The sequence below is a fragment of the Sphaerisporangium siamense genome, from assembly GCF_014205275.1.
GTDB classification, from domain to species: domain Bacteria; phylum Actinomycetota; class Actinomycetes; order Streptosporangiales; family Streptosporangiaceae; genus Sphaerisporangium; species Sphaerisporangium siamense.
Window position 1 is genome coordinate 7,080,021 of record NZ_JACHND010000001.1, and the last position, 18,507, is coordinate 7,098,527.

Sequence of the window (18,507 nt, forward strand, 5' to 3'; positions counted from 1 at the left end):
CAGGAAACGCGAGAGAAGACAGACACCATGCCGGTTTCCGTAACCATGCCCCAGCTCGGCGAGAGCGTGACCGAGGGCACCGTCACCCGCTGGTTGAAGAAGGAGGGGGACCAGGTCGAGACCGACGAGCCGTTGCTCGAGGTCTCCACCGACAAGGTCGACACCGAGATCCCCTCCCCGTCCTCCGGCGTCCTGACCAAGATCGTGGTCGCCGAGGACGAGACCGTGGAGGTCGGCGCCGAGCTGGCGGTCATCGACCAGAACGGCGCCGCGGCGGGCGCGGCCGCGCCCGCGCAGGCCGAACCCCAGGCGCAGCCCGAGCCTGAGCCCGAGCCGGAACCCGAGCCCGAGCCCGAGCCGGAGGAGGCCAAGGCCGCTCCCGCCCCGGAGCCGGCCCCCGCCCCCGCGTCCTCGATTCCTCAGCCGCCGCAGCCCGCGGCGCAGCCGCCGAGGCCCCAGGCCGCCCCGGCCCCGCCCACCCCGGCCGCGCCCGCGGCTCCCGCCGCGGGGGGCGAGAGCCCGTACGTGACGCCGCTGGTGCGCAAGCTCGCCACCGAGCACGGCGTCGACCTGGAGGGCCTGAGCGGCACCGGCGTCGGCGGCCGCATCCGCAAGCAGGACGTCCTGGAGGCGGCGCGCACCCAGCGCGAGCAGGCCGCCCAGGCCCAGGCGGCGCAGGCCGCGCCGCAGGCCGCCCAGCCCGCGCCCGCCGCGCCCGCCGCCCCGGCGGCACAGGCCCCGGCCCCGGCGCCCGAGCCGGTCCAGGCCGACACCACCCTGCGCGGGCGCACCGAGAAGATGTCGCGCATCCGGCAGACCATCGCCAAGCGCACGCTGGAGTCGCTGCAGACCTCCGCGCAGCTCACCACGGTCGTCGAGGTCGACGTCACCAAGATCGCGCGGCTGCGCGACCGCGCCAAGGTGGAGTTCCAGCGCCGCGAGGGCGTCAAGCTCAGCTTCACGCCGTTCTTCGCGCTGGCCACTGTCGAGGCGCTCAAGCAGCACCCCAAGCTCAACGCGGTGATCAACAGCGAGACCAACGAGGTCACCTACTTCGACCACGAGCACCTGGCCTTCGCCGTGGACGCCGAGCGCGGCCTGGCCTCCGCGGTGATCAAGGACGCCGGCGACCTCAACCTCGCCGGGCTCGCCCGCAAGATCGCCGACCTGGCCGAGCGCACCCGCACCAACAAGGTCAGCCCCGACGAGCTGTCCGGCGGCACGTTCACGCTGACCAACACCGGCAGCCGCGGCGCGCTGTTCGACACGCCGATCATCAACCAGCCGCAGGTCGCGATCCTCGGCACGGGCGCGGTCGTCAAGCGCCCGGTCGTGGTCGACACCCCTGAGGGCGAGGTCATCGCCGTCCGCTCGATGGTGTACCTCGCGCTGACCTACGACCACCGCCTGGTGGACGGCGCCGACGCCGCCCGCTTCCTCACGACGGTCAAGCGCCGTCTGGAGGAGGGCCGGTTCGAGGCGCAGCTCGGCCTGGCCTGACCCGTCCGCCGCGGGTCCCCGGCCATGCCACGGGGCCCGCGGCGCCTTTCCTGACACGGCCACGCTCCCCCTTCGCCAGGGGACGCCGACATAGGCTGGCCGCATGTCAGTCGTGATCACCGGCTCGTCCGGCCTTCTCGGATCGGCCCTCGTCCGTGCCCTGCGCGACGAGGGCCGTTCCGTCGTCAGGCTCGTGCGCCGCGCGCCCACGGCCCCCGGCGAGGCGTTCTGGAACCCGGGCGAGGGCGTCCTGGACCCGGCGGTGCTGGAAGGCGCCGAGGCGGTCGTGCATCTGGCGGGCGCCGGGGTGGCCGACCGGCGGTGGACTCCCGGCTACCGGCGTGAGCTGGTCGAGAGCCGGGTCGCCGGCACCCGCGCGCTCGCCACCGCGATCGCCTCCCTGGACCTCCCGCCGGCCGTCCTGCTGTCCGGATCGGCCATCGGCGTGTACGGCGACACCGGCGACCATCCGGTGGACGAGTCCGCCGAGCCCCGGGCGCGCCCGGGGTCGCGGCCCCGCGCGATCGGCGAGCCGGGCGAGGGGCCCACGGGCCAGTGGCTGGCCGCGCTGGTGCGGGCCTGGGAGGCCGAGACGGCCCCGGCGGAGGAGGCCGGGGTGCGGGTCGTCCACCTGCGCACCGGGCACGTCCTGACGCGCGAGGGCGGCTTCCTCGGCAAGATGCTCCCGATCTTCCGTGCCGGGCTCGGCGCGCCCCTCGGCTCCGGGCGCCAGTACACCTCGTGGATCTCCATGCCGGACTGGACCGGCGCGGTGCTGCACCTGATGGCCGAGCCCGCGGTCTCCGGGCCGGTCAACCTGACCGCCCCCGCCCCGGTCACCAACGCCGAGTTCACCCGGGCGCTGGGCCGCGCGCTGCGGCGCCCCACCCTGCCGGTCCCGGTGCCGGCGCTCGCGCTGCGGGCCGCGCTCGGCGGCCTGGCGGACGAAGGCGTGCTGATCGGCCAGCGTGTGATGCCCCGCCGCCTGCTGGAGATGGGGTACCGGTTCCTGCATCCTCGTCTCGACACGGCATTGGCGGCCATACTCTAGGGTGCCGTTCCGGTTGAATGGGAGAGGAAGCCCCGGCTCGGCCCCGCGGCCTTCGGTGCGAGGCTGCCCGCCCCCCGAAAGGCTGCAGGAGACGACATGAGCAGGCTCGGCCAGTCCCACATCCTCGCCATCGGCGGTGGTTCGTTCCGTGCCACCGACCGGTACGGGTTCATCCAGGCCTCGGCCCTGCTCCGCTACGCGCTCGACCTGAGCGGCCAGGACCGTCCCAGGCTGGGCCTGCTCGCCACGGCCACCGGCGACGACGCCGACTGGCTGCTGAAGATGTACGGCGCGTTCCGCGAATGGGACGTCGAGGTGAGCCATCTCACGGTGTTCCCCATGCCGAACGTCGACAGCCCCAAGGACTGGGTGCTGGAGCAGGACGTCATCTACGTCAGCGGGGGCAGCGTCGCCAACCTCGCCGCCCTGTGGCGGCTGCACGGCCTGGACGAGGCGTTCGAGGAGGCCTGGCGGGCGGGCGTGGTGCTGTCGGGGCAGAGCGCCGGCGCGCTGTGCTGGCACGTCGGCGGCAACACCGACTCCTTCGGCCCGGTGCTGCGCCCGTGGGCCGAGGGCCTCGGCCTCCTGCCCTACTCCTGCGGCGTCCACTACAACTCCGATCCGCAGCGGCGCGCCCTGCTGCACGAGTCGATCGCCTCGGGCGAGCTGCCGCCCGGGTACGCCGCGGACGAGGGCGTCGCCCTGCACTACGTGGGCCGCGAGTTCATCCAGGCGGTCACCGTCGACCCCCGGGGGTACGCCTACAAGATCGAACGGGGCGACGACGGCGACGTGAAGGAGTTCAGGATCGAACCCCGCCTTCTCACCACATGAGCGCACGTTAGGCTGACCGCGTGAGCGAGCGTGCCAACCATCGGACTCCCCCTGACGACACGGCCGGCAGGGCCGGCAGGCTCGCGCTGGTCCGCCTGGGGGTCGACGTCCCGTACGAGCAGGCGTGGGAGCTCCAGCGGGCGGTGCACGCCCGCCGGGCCGCCGAGGCCCTCCCCGACACCTGCCTGCTGCTGGAGCACGCCCCCGTCTACACGGCGGGCACGCGCACCAGCCCCGACGAGCGTCCCGCCGACGGCACCCCGGTCGTCGACGTCGACCGCGGCGGCAAGGTCACCTGGCACGGCCCCGGGCAGCTCGTCGCCTACCCGATCGTCCGGCTCGCCGGCGCCCGCGAGGTCACCACGTTCATCCGGCTCCTGGAGGATTCGCTGATCAGCGTCTGCGCCGACTTCGGCGTGACCGCGCGGCGCGTCGCGGGCCGGGGCGGGGTGTGGGTGCCGGGCGACCCGGCGCTCGGCGTCCCCGACCGTGCGATCGGCGCGATCGGCATCCGGGTCTCCCGGGGCGTCACCATGCACGGCTACGCGCTCAACTGCGCCAACGACCCGTCCTGGTTCGACCGCATCGTCCCGTGCGGCATCCGGGGCGCGGGCGTGACGTCCCTGTCGGCCGAGACCGGCCGCCGCGTCACCGTGGACGAGGTCCTCCCCTTCGCCGAGAAGCGCCTGGCCGAGGCCCTCGGCGCCGAGGGCCTCGACGTCCAGGAGGAGGACCTGCTGTCGGGCCGGTTCTGACCCCCGCCGGCCCCCTCTTCGGCCCCCTCCCGGGCACTGCCGGCACCCGGTCGGGGTACGCGCCGGCGGAGACGTAAGCTGGATCGCGTGACCGTTGCTCCTGAAGGCCGAAAGCTCCTCCGCCTGGAGGTGCGCAACAGCCAGACCCCTATCGAGCGCAAGCCCCCGTGGATCAAGACCCGGCTCAGGAACGGGCCGAACTTCAACGAGATCAAGAACCTCGTGAAGGACCAGGGTCTCCATACGGTCTGCCAGGAGGCCGGCTGCCCGAACATCTCCGAGTGCTGGGAGGACCGCGAGGCCACCTTCCTCATCGGCGGCGACCAGTGCACGCGGCGCTGCGACTTCTGCCAGATCGACACCGGCAAGCCCAAGGAGTACGACAAGGACGAGCCGCGTCGCGTGGCCGAGTCCGTCGTCCAGATGGGCCTGCGCTACGCCACCGTGACCGGCGTCGCCCGTGACGACCTGCCCGACGGCGGCGCGTGGCTGTACGCCGAGACCGCCAGGCAGATCCACGCCCAGGTCCCCGGCTGCGGCGTCGAGCTGCTCGTGCCCGACTTCAACGGGCACCGCGACCAGCTCGACGAGGTCTTCTCCAGCCGCCCGGAGGTCTTCGCGCACAACATCGAGACCGTGCCGCGCATCTTCAAGCGCATCCGCCCGGCCTTCCGCTACGAGCGCTCCCTCGGCGTCATCACCACCGCGCACGAGGCCGGGCTCGTCACCAAGTCCAACCTGATCCTCGGCATGGGCGAGGAGCGCGACGAGGTCGTCCAGGCCATGCGCGACCTGCACGAGGCCGGGTGCGACCTGCTGACGATCACCCAGTACCTGCGGCCGACGCCGCGGCACCACCCGGTGGACCGCTGGGTCAAGCCGCAGGAGTTCGCCGAGCTGCAGCAGGAGGCCGAGGCCATCGGCTTCGCCGGGGTCATGTCGGGCCCGCTGGTCCGCTCGTCCTACCGCGCCGGCCGTCTCTACCGGCAGGCCGTGGAGGCCCGGCAGACCGCCTGAGCGGTCCCGCCGCGGCGCCCGGCCGGGCGTGGCATGATCGGCCTGTTCGGTCGGCTGATCCGCCTCCCCCTGGAGCGTCGTGGACATCGAGGAACTGATCCGCGGGCTGGGCCTTCGCGAGAAGGTCCGCCTGCTGACCGGCGCCGGCATGTGGTCGCTGCCCGCCCTGCCCGCCGCCGGCCTGCGCGGGCTGGTGGTGAGCGACGGCCCGGCGGGCGTGCGGGGCGGGCCCTGGCCGGCCGCCGACCCGTCGATCGCCCTGCCGTGCCCCACCGCCCTCGCCGCCACCTGGGACGTCGCCCTGGTGCGGCGGGCGGGGCTGCTGCTGGGCCGGGAGGCCCGCCGCAAGGGCGTCCACGTCCTGCTCGCGCCCCGGCTGAACATCCAGCGCGGCCCGCTGGCCGGCCGCCACTTCGCGTGCTTCTCCGAAGACCCTCTGCTGACCGGCGAGATCGGCGCGGCCTACGTCGAGGGCGTGCAGCGGTGCGGGGTGGCCGCGGCGCCCGGCCACTTCGTGGCGGGCGACTCCGAGACCGGGCGGTTCACGGCCGACGTCGTGGTGGACGAGGCGGCGCTGCGCGAGGTGTACCTGGCGCCGTTCGAGCGGGTGGCGCGGGCGGGCGCGTGGGCCGTGACGGCCGCGGGCAACGCCGTGGACGGCACCACGATGACCGAGCACGCCGGGCTGCTGCGCGGGGTGCTGAAGGACGAGTGGGGCTTCGACGGGGTGGTGCTCGCGGACCGGGGCGCCGTCCGCTCGACCGAGGCGGCCGCGCTCGCCGGGCTGGACGTCGTGCTGCCCGGCCCCGGCGGGCCGTGGGGCGAGCGGCTGGAGGAGGCGGTCCGCGCCGGGCGGGTCCCCGAGCACGGCGTGGACGACAAGGCGCGCCGCGTGCTGCGCCTGGCGGCACGCACGGGCGCCCTGGCCGACGCCACGCCCGGTGCCGCCGTGAGCGGTGTCGTGGGCGCTGTCGTGGCCGCCGCGAAGGGCCCGGTGTCCGCCACCGTGAACGGTCCTGTCGCAGGCCCCGTTGACGGCCCGATCGACGGTCCCGTTGACGGCCCCATTGACGGCAGGACGCTGGCGCGCGAGGTGGCGGCGCGGTCGTTCACGCTGCTGCGGAACGAGGGCGGGCTGCTGCCGCTGGGCGGCATCCGCAGCGTGGCGCTGATCGGCGCCGCGGCGGCCGAGCCGAGGATCATGGGAGGCGGCGCCGCGCGGGTCTTGCCCGAGCGGGTGGTCTCCCCGCTGGAGGGCCTGCGCCGCCGGGAGGGGCTGGACGTGCGGCACGCCGTGGGCACCGACCCCCGGGTGCGCCTGGCCCCGCTCGCCACGCCGAGCCTGGCGGTGTTCCAGGACGCCGGAGGCGCGACGCTGGCCGAGTGCCCGCTCCCCACGGCCGAGGCCCGCTGGATCGGCGAGCTTCCCGCCGGCCTGGACGCCGCGCGCCTGGCGGCCGCCGAGCTGCGCGCGTCCTTCACGCCCACCGCCGGGGGCCCGCACCAGTTCTCGATCTCCGGCGCGGGCGCGTTCACGCTGGCCGTGGACGGCCACACGGTGCTGGACGAGACCATCGTCGCCGCGCCGGGCGACGACCCGGCCTCGGCCCTGCTGTCGCCGCCCGAGCGCAGAATCGTCGTCGAGCTGGAGGCGGGCGTCCCGGTCGCGCTGGCCGTGCGGCACGCCACCGCGGCGCCGGACGGCGTGGGCTTCGTCGCGTTCGGCCTCGGTCACGGCGCGCCCGCCCCCGACGACGAGGCCCTGATCGCCGAGGCCGCGGGCATCGCCGCGGGCGCCGACGTCGCCGTGGTGGTCGTCGGCACGACCGAGGAGGCCGAGGGCGAGGGCTTCGACCGGGCGGGGCTGGCGCTGCCCGGCCGTCAGGACGAGCTGGTGGCGCGGGTGGCCGCCGCCAACCCGCGCACGATCGCCGTCGTGAACGCCGGGGCCCCGGTCGAGATGCCGTGGCTGGAGCGGGTCGCCGCGGTGCTGCTGGTGTGGTTCCCCGGACAGGAGTTCGGGGACGCCCTGGCGGACGTCCTGTTCGGCGACGCCGAGCCGGGCGGGCGGCTGCCCACCACCTGGCCGGCGCGCCTGGCGGACGCCCCCGTCCCGGCCGTCGCCCCCGTGGAGGGGAAGCTGCGCTACGAGGAGGGGACGCTGGTCGGCCACCGCGCCTGGGCGGCCTCCGGCCGGGCCCCGGCCTTCTGGTTCGGGCACGGGCTCGGCTACACGAGCTGGTCCTACGACGCCCTGGCCGCCCAGCCGACGGCGGACGGCGGCGCGTCGGTGACGGTGGCGGTGCGCAACACCGGCGGGCGCGCGGGCCGCGAGGTCGTGCAGGTCTACGTCACGCCGCCCGCGGAACCGGACGGCGGTCCGCCGCCGCGGCTGGCGGGGTTCGCGGTCGCCGAGGCCGAACCCGGCACGACCGTCCTGGTGACGATCCCCCTGCCCGGGCGCGCCTTCCAGGAGTGGGCCGGGGCCGGATGGCGGGCCGTGCCGGGCCGCCATCTGGTGCGCGCGGGACGGTCGGCGGCCGACCTTCCTCTTTCCACGGCCCTCACCGTCGCCGGCTGAGCCCGGCGCAGGGCGGCGTTTTCCTTTCTTCAGCTCCGCATTTGTATCCTTTACCCATGGCCAACAAGCCCGCAGACCCAGAGCGCCCGGGGCGCGTCAAGCAGCTCCGCATGATCGCTCAGATCATCCAGAAGGCCAACCCGAAGGGCATGCCGATCGTCTACGCGTCGGCGCTCGGCACTTTGGCCGTTTTCGTCGTGCTCGGGCTCGTGACGGGTCTGGTGTGGCAGCTCATCGTGCTCGGCCTCATGGTCGCCGTGACGGTCGGCATGGTCGTGTTCGGGCAGCTCGCCCAGCGCGCGCAGTACTCCATGCTCGACGGCCAGCCCGGCGCGGCCGCCGCCATCCTGCAGAGCATGCGCGGCAACTGGCAGGTCACCCCGGCCGTCGCCGTCACCCGCGACCAGGACGTCGTCCACCGCGCCGTCGGCTACCCCGGCATCGTCCTGGTGTCGGAAGGCCCCGGCAACCGCGTGCAGAAGATGCTCGTGGCCGAGAAGAAGCGCGTCCAGCGCGTGGCGATCGACGTGCCGGTGTACGACATCCAGTGCGGCGAGGGCGAGGGCCAGGTGCCCCTCAAGAAGCTCCAGCGCCACATGATGAAGCTGCCGCGCAACCTCAAGAAGCAGGCGGTGTCGGAGGTCAACTACCGGCTCCGCGCGCTGCCCCAGACCCTTCCCATGCCCAAGGGCCCGATGCCCAGAGGCGCGCGCATGCCGCGCGGCAAGATCCGCTGATGTCCGTTCCCACCTCGGCGGGGGTCTCCCGCGGCCCGGTGGCCGCGGCGCCGACCGTGCGGGCCAACCGCCGCTGGTGGGACTCCGCCGCCGACGACTACCAGTCCGAGCACGGCGCGTTCCTGCGGGACGACGGCTTCGTCTGGTGCCCCGAGGGGCTGGACGAGGCCGAGGCCCGGCTGCTCGGCGAGGTGCGCGGCCTGCGCGTGCTGGAGATCGGGTGCGGGGCCGGGCAGTGCGGGCGGTGGCTGGCCTCGCAGGGGGCCGTGGTCGCGGCCTTCGACCTGTCCTTCCGCCAGTTGCAGCACTCCCGCCGCATCGACGAGGAGCGCGGGTCGCGCCTGCCGGTCGTGCAGGCCGACGCGGGCCGCATCCCGTTCGCCGGCGCCTCCTTCGACCTGGCGTGCTCGGCGTTCGGCGCGCTGCCGTTCGTCACGGACGCGGGCGCGGTGCTGGCGGAGGTCCGGCGGGTGCTGCGCCCGGGCGGGCGGCTGGTGTTCTCGGTGAGCCACCCGATCCGCTGGGCCTTCCCCGACGATCCGGGGCCGCGCGGGCTGACCGCCGACCGGTCCTACTTCGACCGGGCGCCGTACGTCGAACACGACGAGCACGGCGAGGTGTCCTACGTCGAGCACCACCGCACGCTGGGCGACTGGGTGGCGGCGATCGTGTCGGCGGGCCTGGCGCTCACCTCGGTGACCGAGCCGGAGTGGCCGGCGGGCCACGACCGAGTTTGGGGCGGCTGGAGCCCGCTGCGCGGCCGTCACATCCCGGGGACGGCCATCTTCACCTGCGTGCGGCCCGACGGCTAGAGGCGGACCACCACGGTGCGGGCGGCGCGGTCGTGCAGGCCGCGCTGGTCGCGGTCCCAGATCAGGGCGGGGACGGCCAGGCACAGCAGCAGCGTGCGCAGCAGGACGGCGCCGAACGGCGGCCGGCCGCCGCCGTCCAGGGAGGCGACCCTGATGCCGAACAGCCTCATGCCGAACGTCATGCCGATCGAGCCGACCAGCAGGACGTACTCCGCCGCGAAGACCAGCAGGCCGAGCCAGCCGGCGTGGCGCGGGTCGGCCTGGAGCAGGCCGCGGGTGATCGCCCACGTGCAGATCAGCCAGTCGACCATGATCGCGCCGAGCCGCCTGCCGAACCTGCCGACCGAGCCGCTGCCCTGCTCGGGGAGGCCGAGGCGCTCGCCGGGGTAGCCGAGATCGACCCCCGCGGCGCGGGTGCCGCTGATCCACGTCTGGGTCCACCTGGGCTGCTTGTCCATGCAGGTAAGATAGCCGTTGGCCGTGGTGGTCGGTCCGGCGGCATACCCCCTCTGCTTAACACCGGTGAAACAAACGGGACACGGGGTGGAAACGGGGCAGTCCTACGTTCGAGACTGCAAGCCCGTGCCCTTGGGAGGTTGGATGTTCAGCTCCGCCGACGAAGTCCTGAAGTACATCAAGGACGAGGGGGTGCAGTTCGTCGACGTCAGGTTCACCGACCTGCCCGGCACGACGCACCACTTCACGTTCCCCGTCGAGAACTTCGGGGCCGGCGTCTTCTCCGACGGCCTGATGTTCGACGGGTCCTCGATCCGCGGTTTCCAGGCCATCCACGAGTCGGACATGCTCCTGCTGCCCGACCCGTCCACCGCCGTGCTGGACCCGTTCCGCAAGCACAAGACGCTCATCCTCAACTTCTTCGTGCACGACCCGCTGACGGGCGAGGCCTACAGCCGCGACCCGCGCAACGTGGCCCGCAAGGCCGAGGAGTACCTCAAGGGCACCGGCATCGCCGACACCGTGTTCTTCGGCCCGGAGGCCGAGTTCTACATCTTCGACGACGTGCGCTTCGCCAGCAGCGCCAGCGAGTCGTACTACCACATCGACTCGATCGAGGGCGCCTGGAACACCGGCAAGGCCCAGGAGGGCGGCAACCTCGGGTACAAGCCGCGCTACAAGGGCGGCTACTTCCCCGTCCCGCCGATGGACCACTTCACCGACCTGCGCTCGGAGATGGTCCGCCAGCTGATCGACGCGGGCATCGAGACCGAGATGCAGCACCACGAGGTGGGCACCGCGGGCCAGGCCGAGATCGACTTCAAGTTCGGCACGCTGCTCAAGACCGCCGACAACCTGATGCTGTACAAGTACATCATCAAGAACACCGCGCTCAAGAACGGCCACACCGTCACGTTCATGCCCAAGCCGATCTTCGGTGACAACGGCTCCGGCATGCACTGCCACCAGTCCCTGTGGAAGGACGGCGAGCCCCTCTTCTACGACGAGGTCGGCTACGCGGGCCTGTCGGACATGGCGCGGTACTACATCGGCGGCCTGCTCAAGCACGCCCCCGCGCTGCTGGCCTTCACCAACCCGACGGTGAACTCCTACCACCGCCTGGTTCCGGGCTACGAGGCGCCGGTCAACCTGGTGTACTCCCAGCGCAACCGCTCGGCCTGCATCCGCATCCCGATCACCGGGTCCAACCCCAAGGCCAAGCGCATCGAGTTCCGGGTGCCCGACCCGTCCTGCAACCCGTACTTCGCGTTCGCCGCGCAGCTCATGGCGGGCCTGGACGGCATCCGCAACAAGATCGAGCCGCCCGCGCCGGTCGACAAGGACCTCTACGAGCTCCCGCCCGAGGAGGCCGGCCAGGTCCCGCAGGTCCCCGGCACCCTGGCCGAGGTCCTCACCGCCCTGGAGGCCGACCACGACTTCCTGCTCGAAGGCGGCGTCTTCACCCCCGACCTGATCGAGACCTGGATCAGCTACAAGCGCGAGAACGAGATCGACCCGATCCGCCTCCGCCCGCACCCGCACGAGTTCGAGCTCTACTACGACGTGTGACCGGTTACCGCGCATGTGACCCGCATGCCGCGCGTCGTGGAATCGGAAGCCCGTGGCAAGGTCTCGCACCTTGCCACGGGCTTCTCGCATCCCCCGCTATGACTTGGCCGGTTCGGGGATGACGCCCCACATGAACGTGGAGCCCTTCAGGAGGGACTCCGTGGCTCTGATCCCGGTCAGGTGCTCGGCGAGCAGGAAGGCCGGCCCCTCGTAGAGCCGGGGAGACGATGGGAAGAGCCTGTCGATCTCTGTCATCGCGTCCGCGAGTTCGTCCGGAACCTCCGTCAGGTATCCCTCATCGCCTCCCCATGCGAATCTGATCTCACCGTCCTCACACCAATAGAAGTAGTCCAAGCACTTGATGCCGAGTGCGGCCTGGGAGACGAGGCGGGTGCCCTCGGAGAGCCTGGTGATCACGTCTTCGTCGGTGCCAAGCCAGTCGGGATCGAAGACGAACGTCCAATCTCCGAAGGAGGTGACGCCGAGAGGTCCCCTTGAGTAGTGATCGGCGTCATCGGGGAAGGGCCCCGGCGTGAAGTCCTCCCATCGGCCACCGAGACGTGCGACCACCTGTTCAGGTGTGGCACGGACATAGATGAAGCTGTAGCACTCTTCGGCGTATTCGCCGCAGAGCCACGAGATGTCGAGGGGCCTCATGGTCATGTCGTCATGATGCCAGCCGACTCCGACAGATAACCGTTGTCGCCTGCGCATTCTCGGAGCCGGTCGCCGACGCGCGCACCGCCCACCGAGGAATGCGCTCGGAGCCGGAAGGCGCGGTACGCGGATGGCCGTTTCCGGGGCGGAGCGGACCTGTTCTTGGGGTAACGGGGAGACCGGGCGGTGGCTTTTGGGGTGGGCGAGACGTCGGGGAGAGCCGGGGGTTAAGGATGGCTGGGTAAGATCGCACTAATTGTCAGGTTTCGAGCGCCGAAGGCATCCCATGGCCACCTACTGGGATCTCAAGCACCGTCTGGGCGAGGCGATCAACGCGCACGACCTCCAGGGAGTGCTCGACTGCTACAGCCCGGACGCCGTGTACGTGACGCCGTCGGGCGTGGCACAAGGGCACGGCGAGATCGCCTGGGTCTACGAGCAGCTGTTCACGGGGTTCCCGGACTTCCACGCGACGGCCTGGTTCGAGGTCGGGGACTGTGACAACCCGGCGGTCACCGAATGGACCTACACCGGCACGCACACGGGGCCCCTCCTGCTGCCGGACGGGCGGGAGATCGAGGGCACCGGCCGCGCCGTGACCGTCCGCGCCACCTGCGCCAGCCACGTCGAGAACGGCAAGATCAGCACGCATCGGGAGTACTTCGACCAGCTTGAGCTGTACAGCCAACTCGGCTTCGGCCTGGCCAGGCTCGAACCGGAGGCGGCATTCCCCGTCCGCACCTGCTCCGCGGACGACGGCCGGGCGCCGGCGGAGGCGCGGATACAGGTCCTCTATGACGACCACCGCGGACATCCGGCGTTGGGCCACGGCGCCGCCTGAGGTCGAGGAGAGCGGCCACTTCCGGTTCCGCGGTCCGCTCCCCTCGGCCGGGTCAGGGGCGGCGGGGCTTGCCGTGCTTGATGTCGACGACCGGGCCGGGCGTGATCGGGGTGTTGATGATGCCCTTGGTGAGGGCGCCGGTGAGGTCGGCGACGGCGGCGAAGAGGGTCGCGACGAGGTCCTTGGCGTCCACGTCGCCCTTGACGTGCTTGGCGTTCTCGGCGTCGCTCGACATGGTCCGTCCTCCTGGTGAACGATGGCCTGTACGGTATCTGCGCCTCCTATACACGATATATCTCGTCAACCTGACATGTCCACCGCGTCGCCCCGCCCGCCCACCTCCGCCGGAGGGACCACAGGCCGGGCCGGATACCCTTACGGAAGTCAGGCCTCGTCATCCCCCGCCCGCGGACCTTCGCACGGAGCACCGCTCCGCGGCGGGCGCCCGCGGGCTCCCGCGACGGGGCCGTCCGGTCGAGCGGAAGGCAGTGCAGTGTTCGGTCGCAAGCCCCTCGAAGAACGCCTGGCCGAGCGTCGCGCCCAGTTGCCCCCGCTCCGCGAGGGCCGGCACTTCGAACACGGCCCGGCCAAGTTCGTGTTCATCTTCCTGATCGTGTTCGTCGTGCTGGGCCACTTCGTCGGCCTCTTCGTGCTGATGGCCCTGGACCTGCACTGACGGCGCCGGCCAGGCACACCAGACCTCTTTGACAAACCCCGGGGGGGTATATTACGGTCATGAGCGTGTCGAGGTACCCCAACCGGGTAGCCGTACATATGACGGGCAACGGAAACCGCCCGCCTCACGACCAAGGAGATGACATGAACACCGCCACCTACACCGTCGAGGGCATGACCTGCGGACACTGCGTCAGCTCGGTGAAGGAGGAGGTCGGCGAGGTCGAGGGCGTCGGCGCCGTCGACGTCGACCTGGCCACCGGGCTGCTCACCGTGTCCGGCGACGGCCCGCTGGACTCCGAGAAGATCGTCGCCGCGGTCGAGGCCGCGGGCTATCACGTGGCGGCCAGGCCATGAACGCCCCTGCCCGCTTCGGGGCCTACGTGCTCGGGCTCGCCGTCGTCTTCGGCGGCGCGCTCGGCGCGGGCCGGGCCGTGGGCCCGCTGGGCGCTCCCGCCGAGGCGGAGCACGCCGCCGCCCCCGGCCGTACGGCCGCACCGATCGCCGCTGATACCCCCGGGGGGCTCCAGGTGTCCGAGAACGGCTACACGCTCACTCCCGTCGGCGCGGCCATCGAGCCGGGCGAGACCACCGACTACCGCTTCACGGTGACCGGCCCGGACGGCAGGCCGGTCACGGCGTACCAGGTCCAGCACGAGAAGAAGCTCCACTTCATCGTGGTCTCGCGCGACCTGGCCACCTTCCGGCACCTGCACCCGGTCGAGGCCGGGGGCGGCGTCTGGTCGGTGCCGCTCACGCTCCCGGCCGCCGGGGCCTACCGCGCCTTCGCCGACTTCGCTCCCGAGGGCGGCGAGGCCCTCACGCTCGGCGCCGACCTGTTCGTGCCGGGCGCCTACACGCCGGGGCCTCTCCCCGCGGCCTCCCGCACGGCCACCGTGGACGGCTACACCGTCACCCTCGGCGGCGACCTGACGGCGGGCAGGTCGAGCATGCTCACGCTGTCCGTCCGCAAGGACGGCCGCCCGGTCACCGATCTGCAGCCGTACCTCGGCGCGTACGGCCACCTGGTGGCGCTGCGCGCGGGCGACCTGGCCTACCTGCACGTCCACCCCGACGGCGAGCCCGGCGACGGGACCACGAAGCCGGGCCCCGACGTCGCCTTCCACGTCGAGGCGCCGAGCGCCGGGAGCTACCGCCTGTTCCTGGACTTCCGGCACGGCGGCGAGGTTCGCACCGCCGCCTTCACGGTCACCGCGGGCCAGGCCGCGCCGGCGACGCCCGGCGCGTCCGAGAGCCCGGGCGGGCACGGCGGGTCCGGCGGGTCCGGCGGGTCCGGCGGGCACGGTCACTGATCGAGAGACGGGAGGATCGGTGATGGGTTCCGTCATCGACGACCGGCAGAACGTGGTCGAGCTCTCGATCGGCGGCATGACCTGCGCGTCCTGCGCCAACCGCGTCGAGCGCAAGCTGAGGACGGCCGTGACGGTGACCTTGCCCGTCATGTCGGCGCGCAACTACGGTTGCCGGAACAAATGTCCGGAAAGAGAGGACGGCGTAGGGTGCCCGACGCCTACGTGCTCGACTACGTCAGAACCCCGCGTGCCAAGGGCTCGCCCCGGGGGTCCCTGCACCACATGAGCCCGGTCGATCTGGTCGTCCTGCTTCAGCGGGCGCTGGTCGAGCGCACCGGCCTGGATCCCGCCGCCGTCGAGGACGTCGTCGTGGGCTCGGCGTCCCAGGTGGACGAGCAGGGCGCCAACCTGGCCCGCACCGCCACCCTGCTCGCCGGCTGGGGCGAGGGCGTCCCGGGCGGCACGCTGAACCGCTTCTGCGCCTCGGGCGCCGACGCCGTGGCCCAGACCGCGGCGCGGATCCGCGCGGGTGACCTGGACCTCGGGGTGGCGGGCGGCGTGGAGAGCGTCTCGCGGGTGCCGATGTTCAGCGACCGCGGCCCGCTGTGGACGGACGCGGAGACGGTCCGGCGGACCGGGGCCATCCACATGGGCGTCGCGGCCGACCTCAACGCCACCCTCGACGGCTGGACCCGTGAGGAGCTCGACGCCTACGGCCTGGAGACCCAGCGCAAGGCCGCCGCCGCGTGGGACCGCGGCGACCACGCCGGCTCGGTGATCCCGGTGCCCCGCGCCGACGGCACGGCGTTCGCCCGCGACGAGCTGATCCGCGCGGACACCACGGCGGGGACGCTGGCCGCCCTGCCGCCCGCGTTCGAGGAGGCCGGCACGGCCGGGCAGGACGAGGTGGCGCTGGCCGCCTACCCGGAGGCCGGGAAGATCTCCCACCTGCACACCGTGGGCACCTCCCCCGCGCTCGCCGACGGCGCGGCGCTGCTGCTGCTCGGCACCGCGGAGCGCGCCGCGCGTCTCGGGCTGCGGCCGCGGGCGCGCGTGGTCGCCACGGCCACGGCCGCCGTCGACCCGGTGCTCATGCTCACCGCCGGGCAGGAGGCCGTCGAGCGGGTCGTCGCCAAGGCGGGACTGCGGCCCTCCGACGTCGACGTGTTCGAGTTCGCCGAGTCGTTCGCCGCGCTGTGCCTGCGCCTGCGGCGCGACCTGTCCGCGGGCCCCGACCGGCTCAACCCGGGCGGCGGCACGATCGCGATGGGCCACGCGTTCGGCGCGACCGGCGCGATCATGGTGGGCGGCTGCGCCGAGGAGCTGGACCGGCGCGGCGGACGCTACGGCGTGGCGGCCGTCAGCGGCGCGGCCGGGCTGGGCGTGGCCGTCCTGATCGAACGGGTCGCCCTGTGAGGTGCCCGCTCAGTACGGCAGCGTGTAGCTCGTGAAGCGCGGGGCGACGTAGGGGCCCTTGAACTTCGGATACGCGACGGTCCTGACGTCGCCGTCGGAGGTGTAGCGGTCCTCCGGGTGGGCGTTCAGCCAGTCCAGCCAGGCCGTCGAGCAGAAGCGGGCGCAGTCGCCGACCTTGTCCATGGCGCGGATGCGGGGGATGCCGAGCGGGTCGAAGTCCTTGCTGAACGGCGAGGCCGCCGGGGTGTACCCGGCGAGGAAGACGCCGGTGTACGTGTAGTGGACGTTGCCGGCGTCGCCGCGCATCGCCCAGTTCTTGGTGCTCGGCTGGTTGCCGTAGGGCAGCGCCAGCGTCGCGGGCGCGGTCCTGATCAGGTCGGTGATCAGCTTGTGGCCGGCGGCGATCTGGCCCATCACCTGGTCCTGGGAGCGCCCGCGCAGGTTGAGGTGGTCACGCGTGTGGTTGCCGACGTCGAAGCCGTTGTCGCGCAGCCAGCCGAGCGTCTGCGCCTGCGCCTCGGCCCCGAAGGTGCCGAACATGTCCTTGATGACGTAGAAGGTGCCGACCGGCCGGAAGCCCGGGTGTTTGCGGGCGACGTCCATGAGGATGCCGACGGCGGTGTCGGGCTTGGGCTTTCCGGAGCCGTCCAGGGTGAGCTGGGAGGGCGAGGAGTCGTCGAACGTCAGCACGACGGGGTGGCGCCCCGCCGGGATGGCGATCTTGCCGGTGGTGTACTCGCGGGCGGTGATGGGGACGTAGCCCTCCCTCGCCAGGCGTTCCAGCTCGGTGCGGAACTGCTCGGGGGTCCGGTCGTCGGTCCCAGCGGGCTTGGGCACGATGCGGTGGTACATCAGCACCGGGATCTGGCCGAGCTCGTTGGCCTTGGCCTTGGCCGCGGTGGCGGCGGCCGCCTTGCGCGCCTCCTGCGCGGACTGTTTGCCCCCCTTGGCGGGCTGCGCCACCACCTTGGACGGCTGTTCGTCCGCGCATCCGGTGAGCGCGAGCGCGCTCAGCGACAGCACTCCGGCCGTTCCGAGTATCCCGAGACGCCGCATCGTCCCCCCAAGCCGCTCAGAGCAGTGAGATACGACTCTCCTACCCGACCGGCCGGGGGTACGCACACGTTCCGAAGTCGCGCGAACACCAAAAGTGACACCCTGTTGTCCATGTTCGGTACGGGCCCTGCATATCACCTATAAGGGACGGCGGTCCGCGTCACTTCGCGGTCTCCCCCGCGCGGGACCGGATGCCGGTGAGGCGGCGGAAGATGTCCCACCAGAAGGGTCCGCCGAACAGCACGGCGACGAACGTGACGAGGAAGCCCGGCCAGTGGCCGGGGGTGACGAGGCGGTGCAGCCACTCGCCGCCGTTCCACCGCCACCGCGGGGACCCACTGTCGGGGATCGTCACCGACACCGGGGCGTTGCCGACGATCTTCACGAAGGCGGGCGAGGACAGCACCTCGGTGACGCAGGCGTACGGGTCGGCGGGGTGCTCGGGGCACTTGTCGCGCAGGGACTCCAGCGACGCGGTGCCGCCGTCCGCCAGGACCGCGACCTGGGCGCGGACGGCGTTGTCGGTGAGGATCGCCCGGCCGTACTCCAGCGAGTCCAGGCTGAACAGCAGCGTGACGGCCAGGCCGAGCGCGGCGATGACCCACTTGACGTACCGGCGGTAGAGCATGGTCAGCCGGCGCATCTCGCCGTCGAACCAGTCCTCCACGCCCTTGCGGAAGGCGTCCAGGTCGCCGTGCGCGGCGTCCCACACGCCCTTGAGCGGCCCGTACAGCGGGCTGCCGTCGGCCTTGAGCTTCTCCAGGAACGCGGTGACCCCGCCCTCCCCCGCGACGATCTCCATGATCGCCACGCTGAAGCGCGGCGGCGGGATGGAGGCGATGCTGGTCCTGCCGTCCTTGCGGTGGTCGATCTCGCGCAGCCGTTCGTACAGCCGCCCGGACCAGGTGGTGGCCGTGCTCTGGACGGGCGCCGGGAGGGGGCTGAAGACCGGCCGGGCGTCCTTGCTGAAGGGGAGCCGGGCGAAGACCTCGGCGAGGGTGCCGGGGATCCAGGACTTCTTGCCGTCCGGCCCGTCGAGGGTGTCCCGCAGGTAGGCCCACAGGAACTTGCCCCGGATGCCGAGCAGGCGGACGATGCCCTCGTTCACGCCGCTGACCAGCAGGGAGAAGAGCAGGAACGCGATGACCAGGCCGATCGCCAGGTCGATGTAGACCGAGTTCATGAGATCACCCGCGAGTGTGGACACGTGGACACGCACTTTCGCGACGGTGGCCGC

Annotated in this window: 19 protein-coding genes; 14 read left to right on the forward strand and 5 right to left on the reverse strand. The window is 72.6% G+C overall.

What is annotated here, in order from left to right; genetic code table 11:
• Positions 1 to 27 precede the first annotated feature (27 nt).
• The 8 genes from sucB to BJ982_RS32320 all read left to right on the forward strand — a co-directional run bounded on the left by sucB (position 28) and on the right by BJ982_RS32320 (position 9,287).
• On the forward strand, positions 28 to 1,500 hold the full coding sequence (gene sucB / locus BJ982_RS32285) for a 2-oxoglutarate dehydrogenase, E2 component, dihydrolipoamide succinyltransferase (protein ID WP_184886332.1): 1,473 nt from the start codon (positions 28 to 30) through the stop codon (positions 1,498 to 1,500).
• A gap of 103 nt (positions 1,501 to 1,603) precedes the next feature.
• On the forward strand, positions 1,604 to 2,551 hold the full coding sequence (locus BJ982_RS32290) for a TIGR01777 family oxidoreductase (RefSeq protein WP_184886334.1): 948 nt from the start codon (positions 1,604 to 1,606) through the stop codon (positions 2,549 to 2,551).
• A gap of 96 nt (positions 2,552 to 2,647) precedes the next feature.
• Positions 2,648 to 3,385: a Type 1 glutamine amidotransferase-like domain-containing protein gene (locus BJ982_RS32295; protein ID WP_184886336.1), complete on the forward strand. Its 738-nt coding sequence runs from the start codon at positions 2,648 to 2,650 to the stop codon at positions 3,383 to 3,385.
• 86 nt (positions 3,386 to 3,471) lie between these two features.
• Positions 3,472 to 4,140 (forward strand): lipoyl(octanoyl) transferase LipB, encoded by a 669-nt coding sequence (gene lipB, locus BJ982_RS32300; RefSeq protein ID WP_184889651.1) that lies wholly within the window; start codon positions 3,472 to 3,474, stop codon positions 4,138 to 4,140.
• Positions 4,141 to 4,227: 87 nt separating this feature from the next.
• On the forward strand, positions 4,228 to 5,157 hold the full coding sequence (gene lipA / locus BJ982_RS32305; protein WP_184886338.1) for a lipoyl synthase: 930 nt from the start codon (positions 4,228 to 4,230) through the stop codon (positions 5,155 to 5,157).
• Between the two features lie 79 nt (positions 5,158 to 5,236).
• Positions 5,237 to 7,738, forward strand: coding sequence for a beta-glucosidase family protein (locus BJ982_RS32310; protein ID WP_239122847.1), 2,502 nt, complete (start codon positions 5,237 to 5,239; stop codon positions 7,736 to 7,738).
• A gap of 56 nt (positions 7,739 to 7,794) precedes the next feature.
• On the forward strand, positions 7,795 to 8,475 hold the full coding sequence (locus BJ982_RS32315; protein WP_184886340.1) for a DUF4191 domain-containing protein: 681 nt from the start codon (positions 7,795 to 7,797) through the stop codon (positions 8,473 to 8,475).
• Complete coding sequence (locus tag BJ982_RS32320; protein ID WP_184886342.1) at positions 8,475 to 9,287, forward strand: class I SAM-dependent methyltransferase; 813 nt, start codon at positions 8,475 to 8,477, stop codon at positions 9,285 to 9,287. The genes BJ982_RS32315 and BJ982_RS32320 overlap by 1 nt, the downstream gene beginning before the upstream one ends.
• Here the strand turns inward: BJ982_RS32320 and BJ982_RS32325 are convergent.
• Entirely contained in the window at positions 9,284 to 9,745 is a 462-nt protein-coding gene (locus tag BJ982_RS32325) for an RDD family protein (RefSeq protein WP_184886344.1), read from the reverse strand. The two genes, BJ982_RS32320 and BJ982_RS32325, sit on opposite strands and share 4 nt — an antisense overlap.
• A gap of 142 nt (positions 9,746 to 9,887) precedes the next feature.
• Between BJ982_RS32325 and glnA the strand changes: the two genes are divergently transcribed.
• Positions 9,888 to 11,312, forward strand: coding sequence for a type I glutamate--ammonia ligase (glnA, locus tag BJ982_RS32330; RefSeq protein WP_184886346.1), 1,425 nt, complete (start codon positions 9,888 to 9,890; stop codon positions 11,310 to 11,312).
• Between the two features lie 96 nt (positions 11,313 to 11,408).
• Here the strand turns inward: glnA and BJ982_RS32335 are convergent, their stop codons facing one another.
• Entirely contained in the window at positions 11,409 to 11,975 is a 567-nt protein-coding gene (locus BJ982_RS32335) for a DUF6461 domain-containing protein (protein WP_184886348.1), read from the reverse strand.
• A 280-nt stretch (positions 11,976 to 12,255) separates the two neighbouring features.
• Here BJ982_RS32335 and BJ982_RS32340 point away from each other — a divergent pair, with 280 nt between their 5' ends.
• Complete coding sequence (locus tag BJ982_RS32340) at positions 12,256 to 12,810, forward strand: ester cyclase (protein ID WP_184886350.1); 555 nt, start codon at positions 12,256 to 12,258, stop codon at positions 12,808 to 12,810.
• 52 nt (positions 12,811 to 12,862) lie between these two features.
• On the opposite strand, the gene BJ982_RS32345 is transcribed toward BJ982_RS32340, so the two are convergent.
• On the reverse strand, positions 12,863 to 13,045 hold the full coding sequence (locus tag BJ982_RS32345; protein ID WP_184886352.1) for a hypothetical protein: 183 nt from the start codon (positions 13,043 to 13,045) through the stop codon (positions 12,863 to 12,865).
• 258 nt (positions 13,046 to 13,303) lie between these two features.
• Here BJ982_RS32345 and BJ982_RS32350 point away from each other — a divergent pair, with 258 nt between their 5' ends.
• The 4 genes from BJ982_RS32350 (at position 13,304) to BJ982_RS32365 (ending at position 16,214) form a co-directional block, all read left to right on the forward strand.
• Positions 13,304 to 13,486, forward strand: coding sequence for a hypothetical protein (locus BJ982_RS32350; RefSeq protein WP_184886354.1), 183 nt, complete (start codon positions 13,304 to 13,306; stop codon positions 13,484 to 13,486).
• A gap of 143 nt (positions 13,487 to 13,629) precedes the next feature.
• A complete protein-coding gene (locus BJ982_RS32355) occupies positions 13,630 to 13,842 on the forward strand; it encodes a heavy-metal-associated domain-containing protein (RefSeq protein ID WP_184886356.1) in 213 nt (70 codons plus the stop codon).
• A complete protein-coding gene (locus tag BJ982_RS32360) occupies positions 13,839 to 14,798 on the forward strand; it encodes a DUF8832 domain-containing protein (protein WP_184886358.1) in 960 nt (319 codons plus the stop codon). The genes BJ982_RS32355 and BJ982_RS32360 overlap by 4 nt, the downstream gene beginning before the upstream one ends.
• Positions 14,799 to 15,005: 207 nt before the next feature.
• Positions 15,006 to 16,214 (forward strand): acetyl-CoA C-acyltransferase, encoded by a 1,209-nt coding sequence (locus BJ982_RS32365; protein ID WP_184886360.1) that lies wholly within the window; start codon positions 15,006 to 15,008, stop codon positions 16,212 to 16,214.
• A gap of 9 nt (positions 16,215 to 16,223) precedes the next feature.
• Here the strand turns inward: BJ982_RS32365 and BJ982_RS32370 are convergent, their stop codons facing one another.
• Together BJ982_RS32370 and BJ982_RS32375 are read right to left on the reverse strand one after the other, a co-directional pair.
• Entirely contained in the window at positions 16,224 to 17,270 is a 1,047-nt protein-coding gene (locus BJ982_RS32370) for a polysaccharide deacetylase family protein (RefSeq protein WP_184886362.1), read from the reverse strand.
• Between the two features lie 160 nt (positions 17,271 to 17,430).
• Positions 17,431 to 18,453 carry a hypothetical protein gene (locus tag BJ982_RS32375; RefSeq protein WP_184886364.1) on the reverse strand — a complete coding sequence of 341 codons (1,023 nt, stop codon included), beginning with the start codon at positions 18,451 to 18,453 and terminating at the stop codon, positions 17,431 to 17,433.
• Positions 18,454 to 18,507 lie beyond the last annotated feature (54 nt).

Coding starts and splice junctions, on each gene's coding strand:
- BJ982_RS32320 (WP_184886342.1), top strand. CDS start 8,475: ATGTCCGTTCCCACCTCGGCGGGGGTCTCCCGCGGCCCGGTGGCCGCG.
- BJ982_RS32295 (WP_184886336.1), top strand. CDS start 2,648: ATGAGCAGGCTCGGCCAGTCCCACATCCTCGCCATCGGCGGTGGTTCG.
- glnA (WP_184886346.1), top strand. CDS start 9,888: ATGTTCAGCTCCGCCGACGAAGTCCTGAAGTACATCAAGGACGAGGGG.
- BJ982_RS32370 (WP_184886362.1), bottom strand. CDS start 17,270: ATGCGGCGTCTCGGGATACTCGGAACGGCCGGAGTGCTGTCGCTGAGC.
- BJ982_RS32355 (WP_184886356.1), top strand. CDS start 13,630: ATGAACACCGCCACCTACACCGTCGAGGGCATGACCTGCGGACACTGC.
- BJ982_RS32340 (WP_184886350.1), top strand. CDS start 12,256: ATGGCCACCTACTGGGATCTCAAGCACCGTCTGGGCGAGGCGATCAAC.
- sucB (WP_184886332.1), top strand. CDS start 28: ATGCCGGTTTCCGTAACCATGCCCCAGCTCGGCGAGAGCGTGACCGAG.
- BJ982_RS32290 (WP_184886334.1), top strand. CDS start 1,604: ATGTCAGTCGTGATCACCGGCTCGTCCGGCCTTCTCGGATCGGCCCTC.
- BJ982_RS32315 (WP_184886340.1), top strand. CDS start 7,795: ATGGCCAACAAGCCCGCAGACCCAGAGCGCCCGGGGCGCGTCAAGCAG.
- BJ982_RS32375 (WP_184886364.1), bottom strand. CDS start 18,453: ATGAACTCGGTCTACATCGACCTGGCGATCGGCCTGGTCATCGCGTTC.
- BJ982_RS32345 (WP_184886352.1), bottom strand. CDS start 13,045: ATGTCGAGCGACGCCGAGAACGCCAAGCACGTCAAGGGCGACGTGGAC.
- BJ982_RS32335 (WP_184886348.1), bottom strand. CDS start 11,975: ATGACCATGAGGCCCCTCGACATCTCGTGGCTCTGCGGCGAATACGCC.
- BJ982_RS32360 (WP_184886358.1), top strand. CDS start 13,839: ATGAACGCCCCTGCCCGCTTCGGGGCCTACGTGCTCGGGCTCGCCGTC.
- BJ982_RS32325 (WP_184886344.1), bottom strand. CDS start 9,745: ATGGACAAGCAGCCCAGGTGGACCCAGACGTGGATCAGCGGCACCCGC.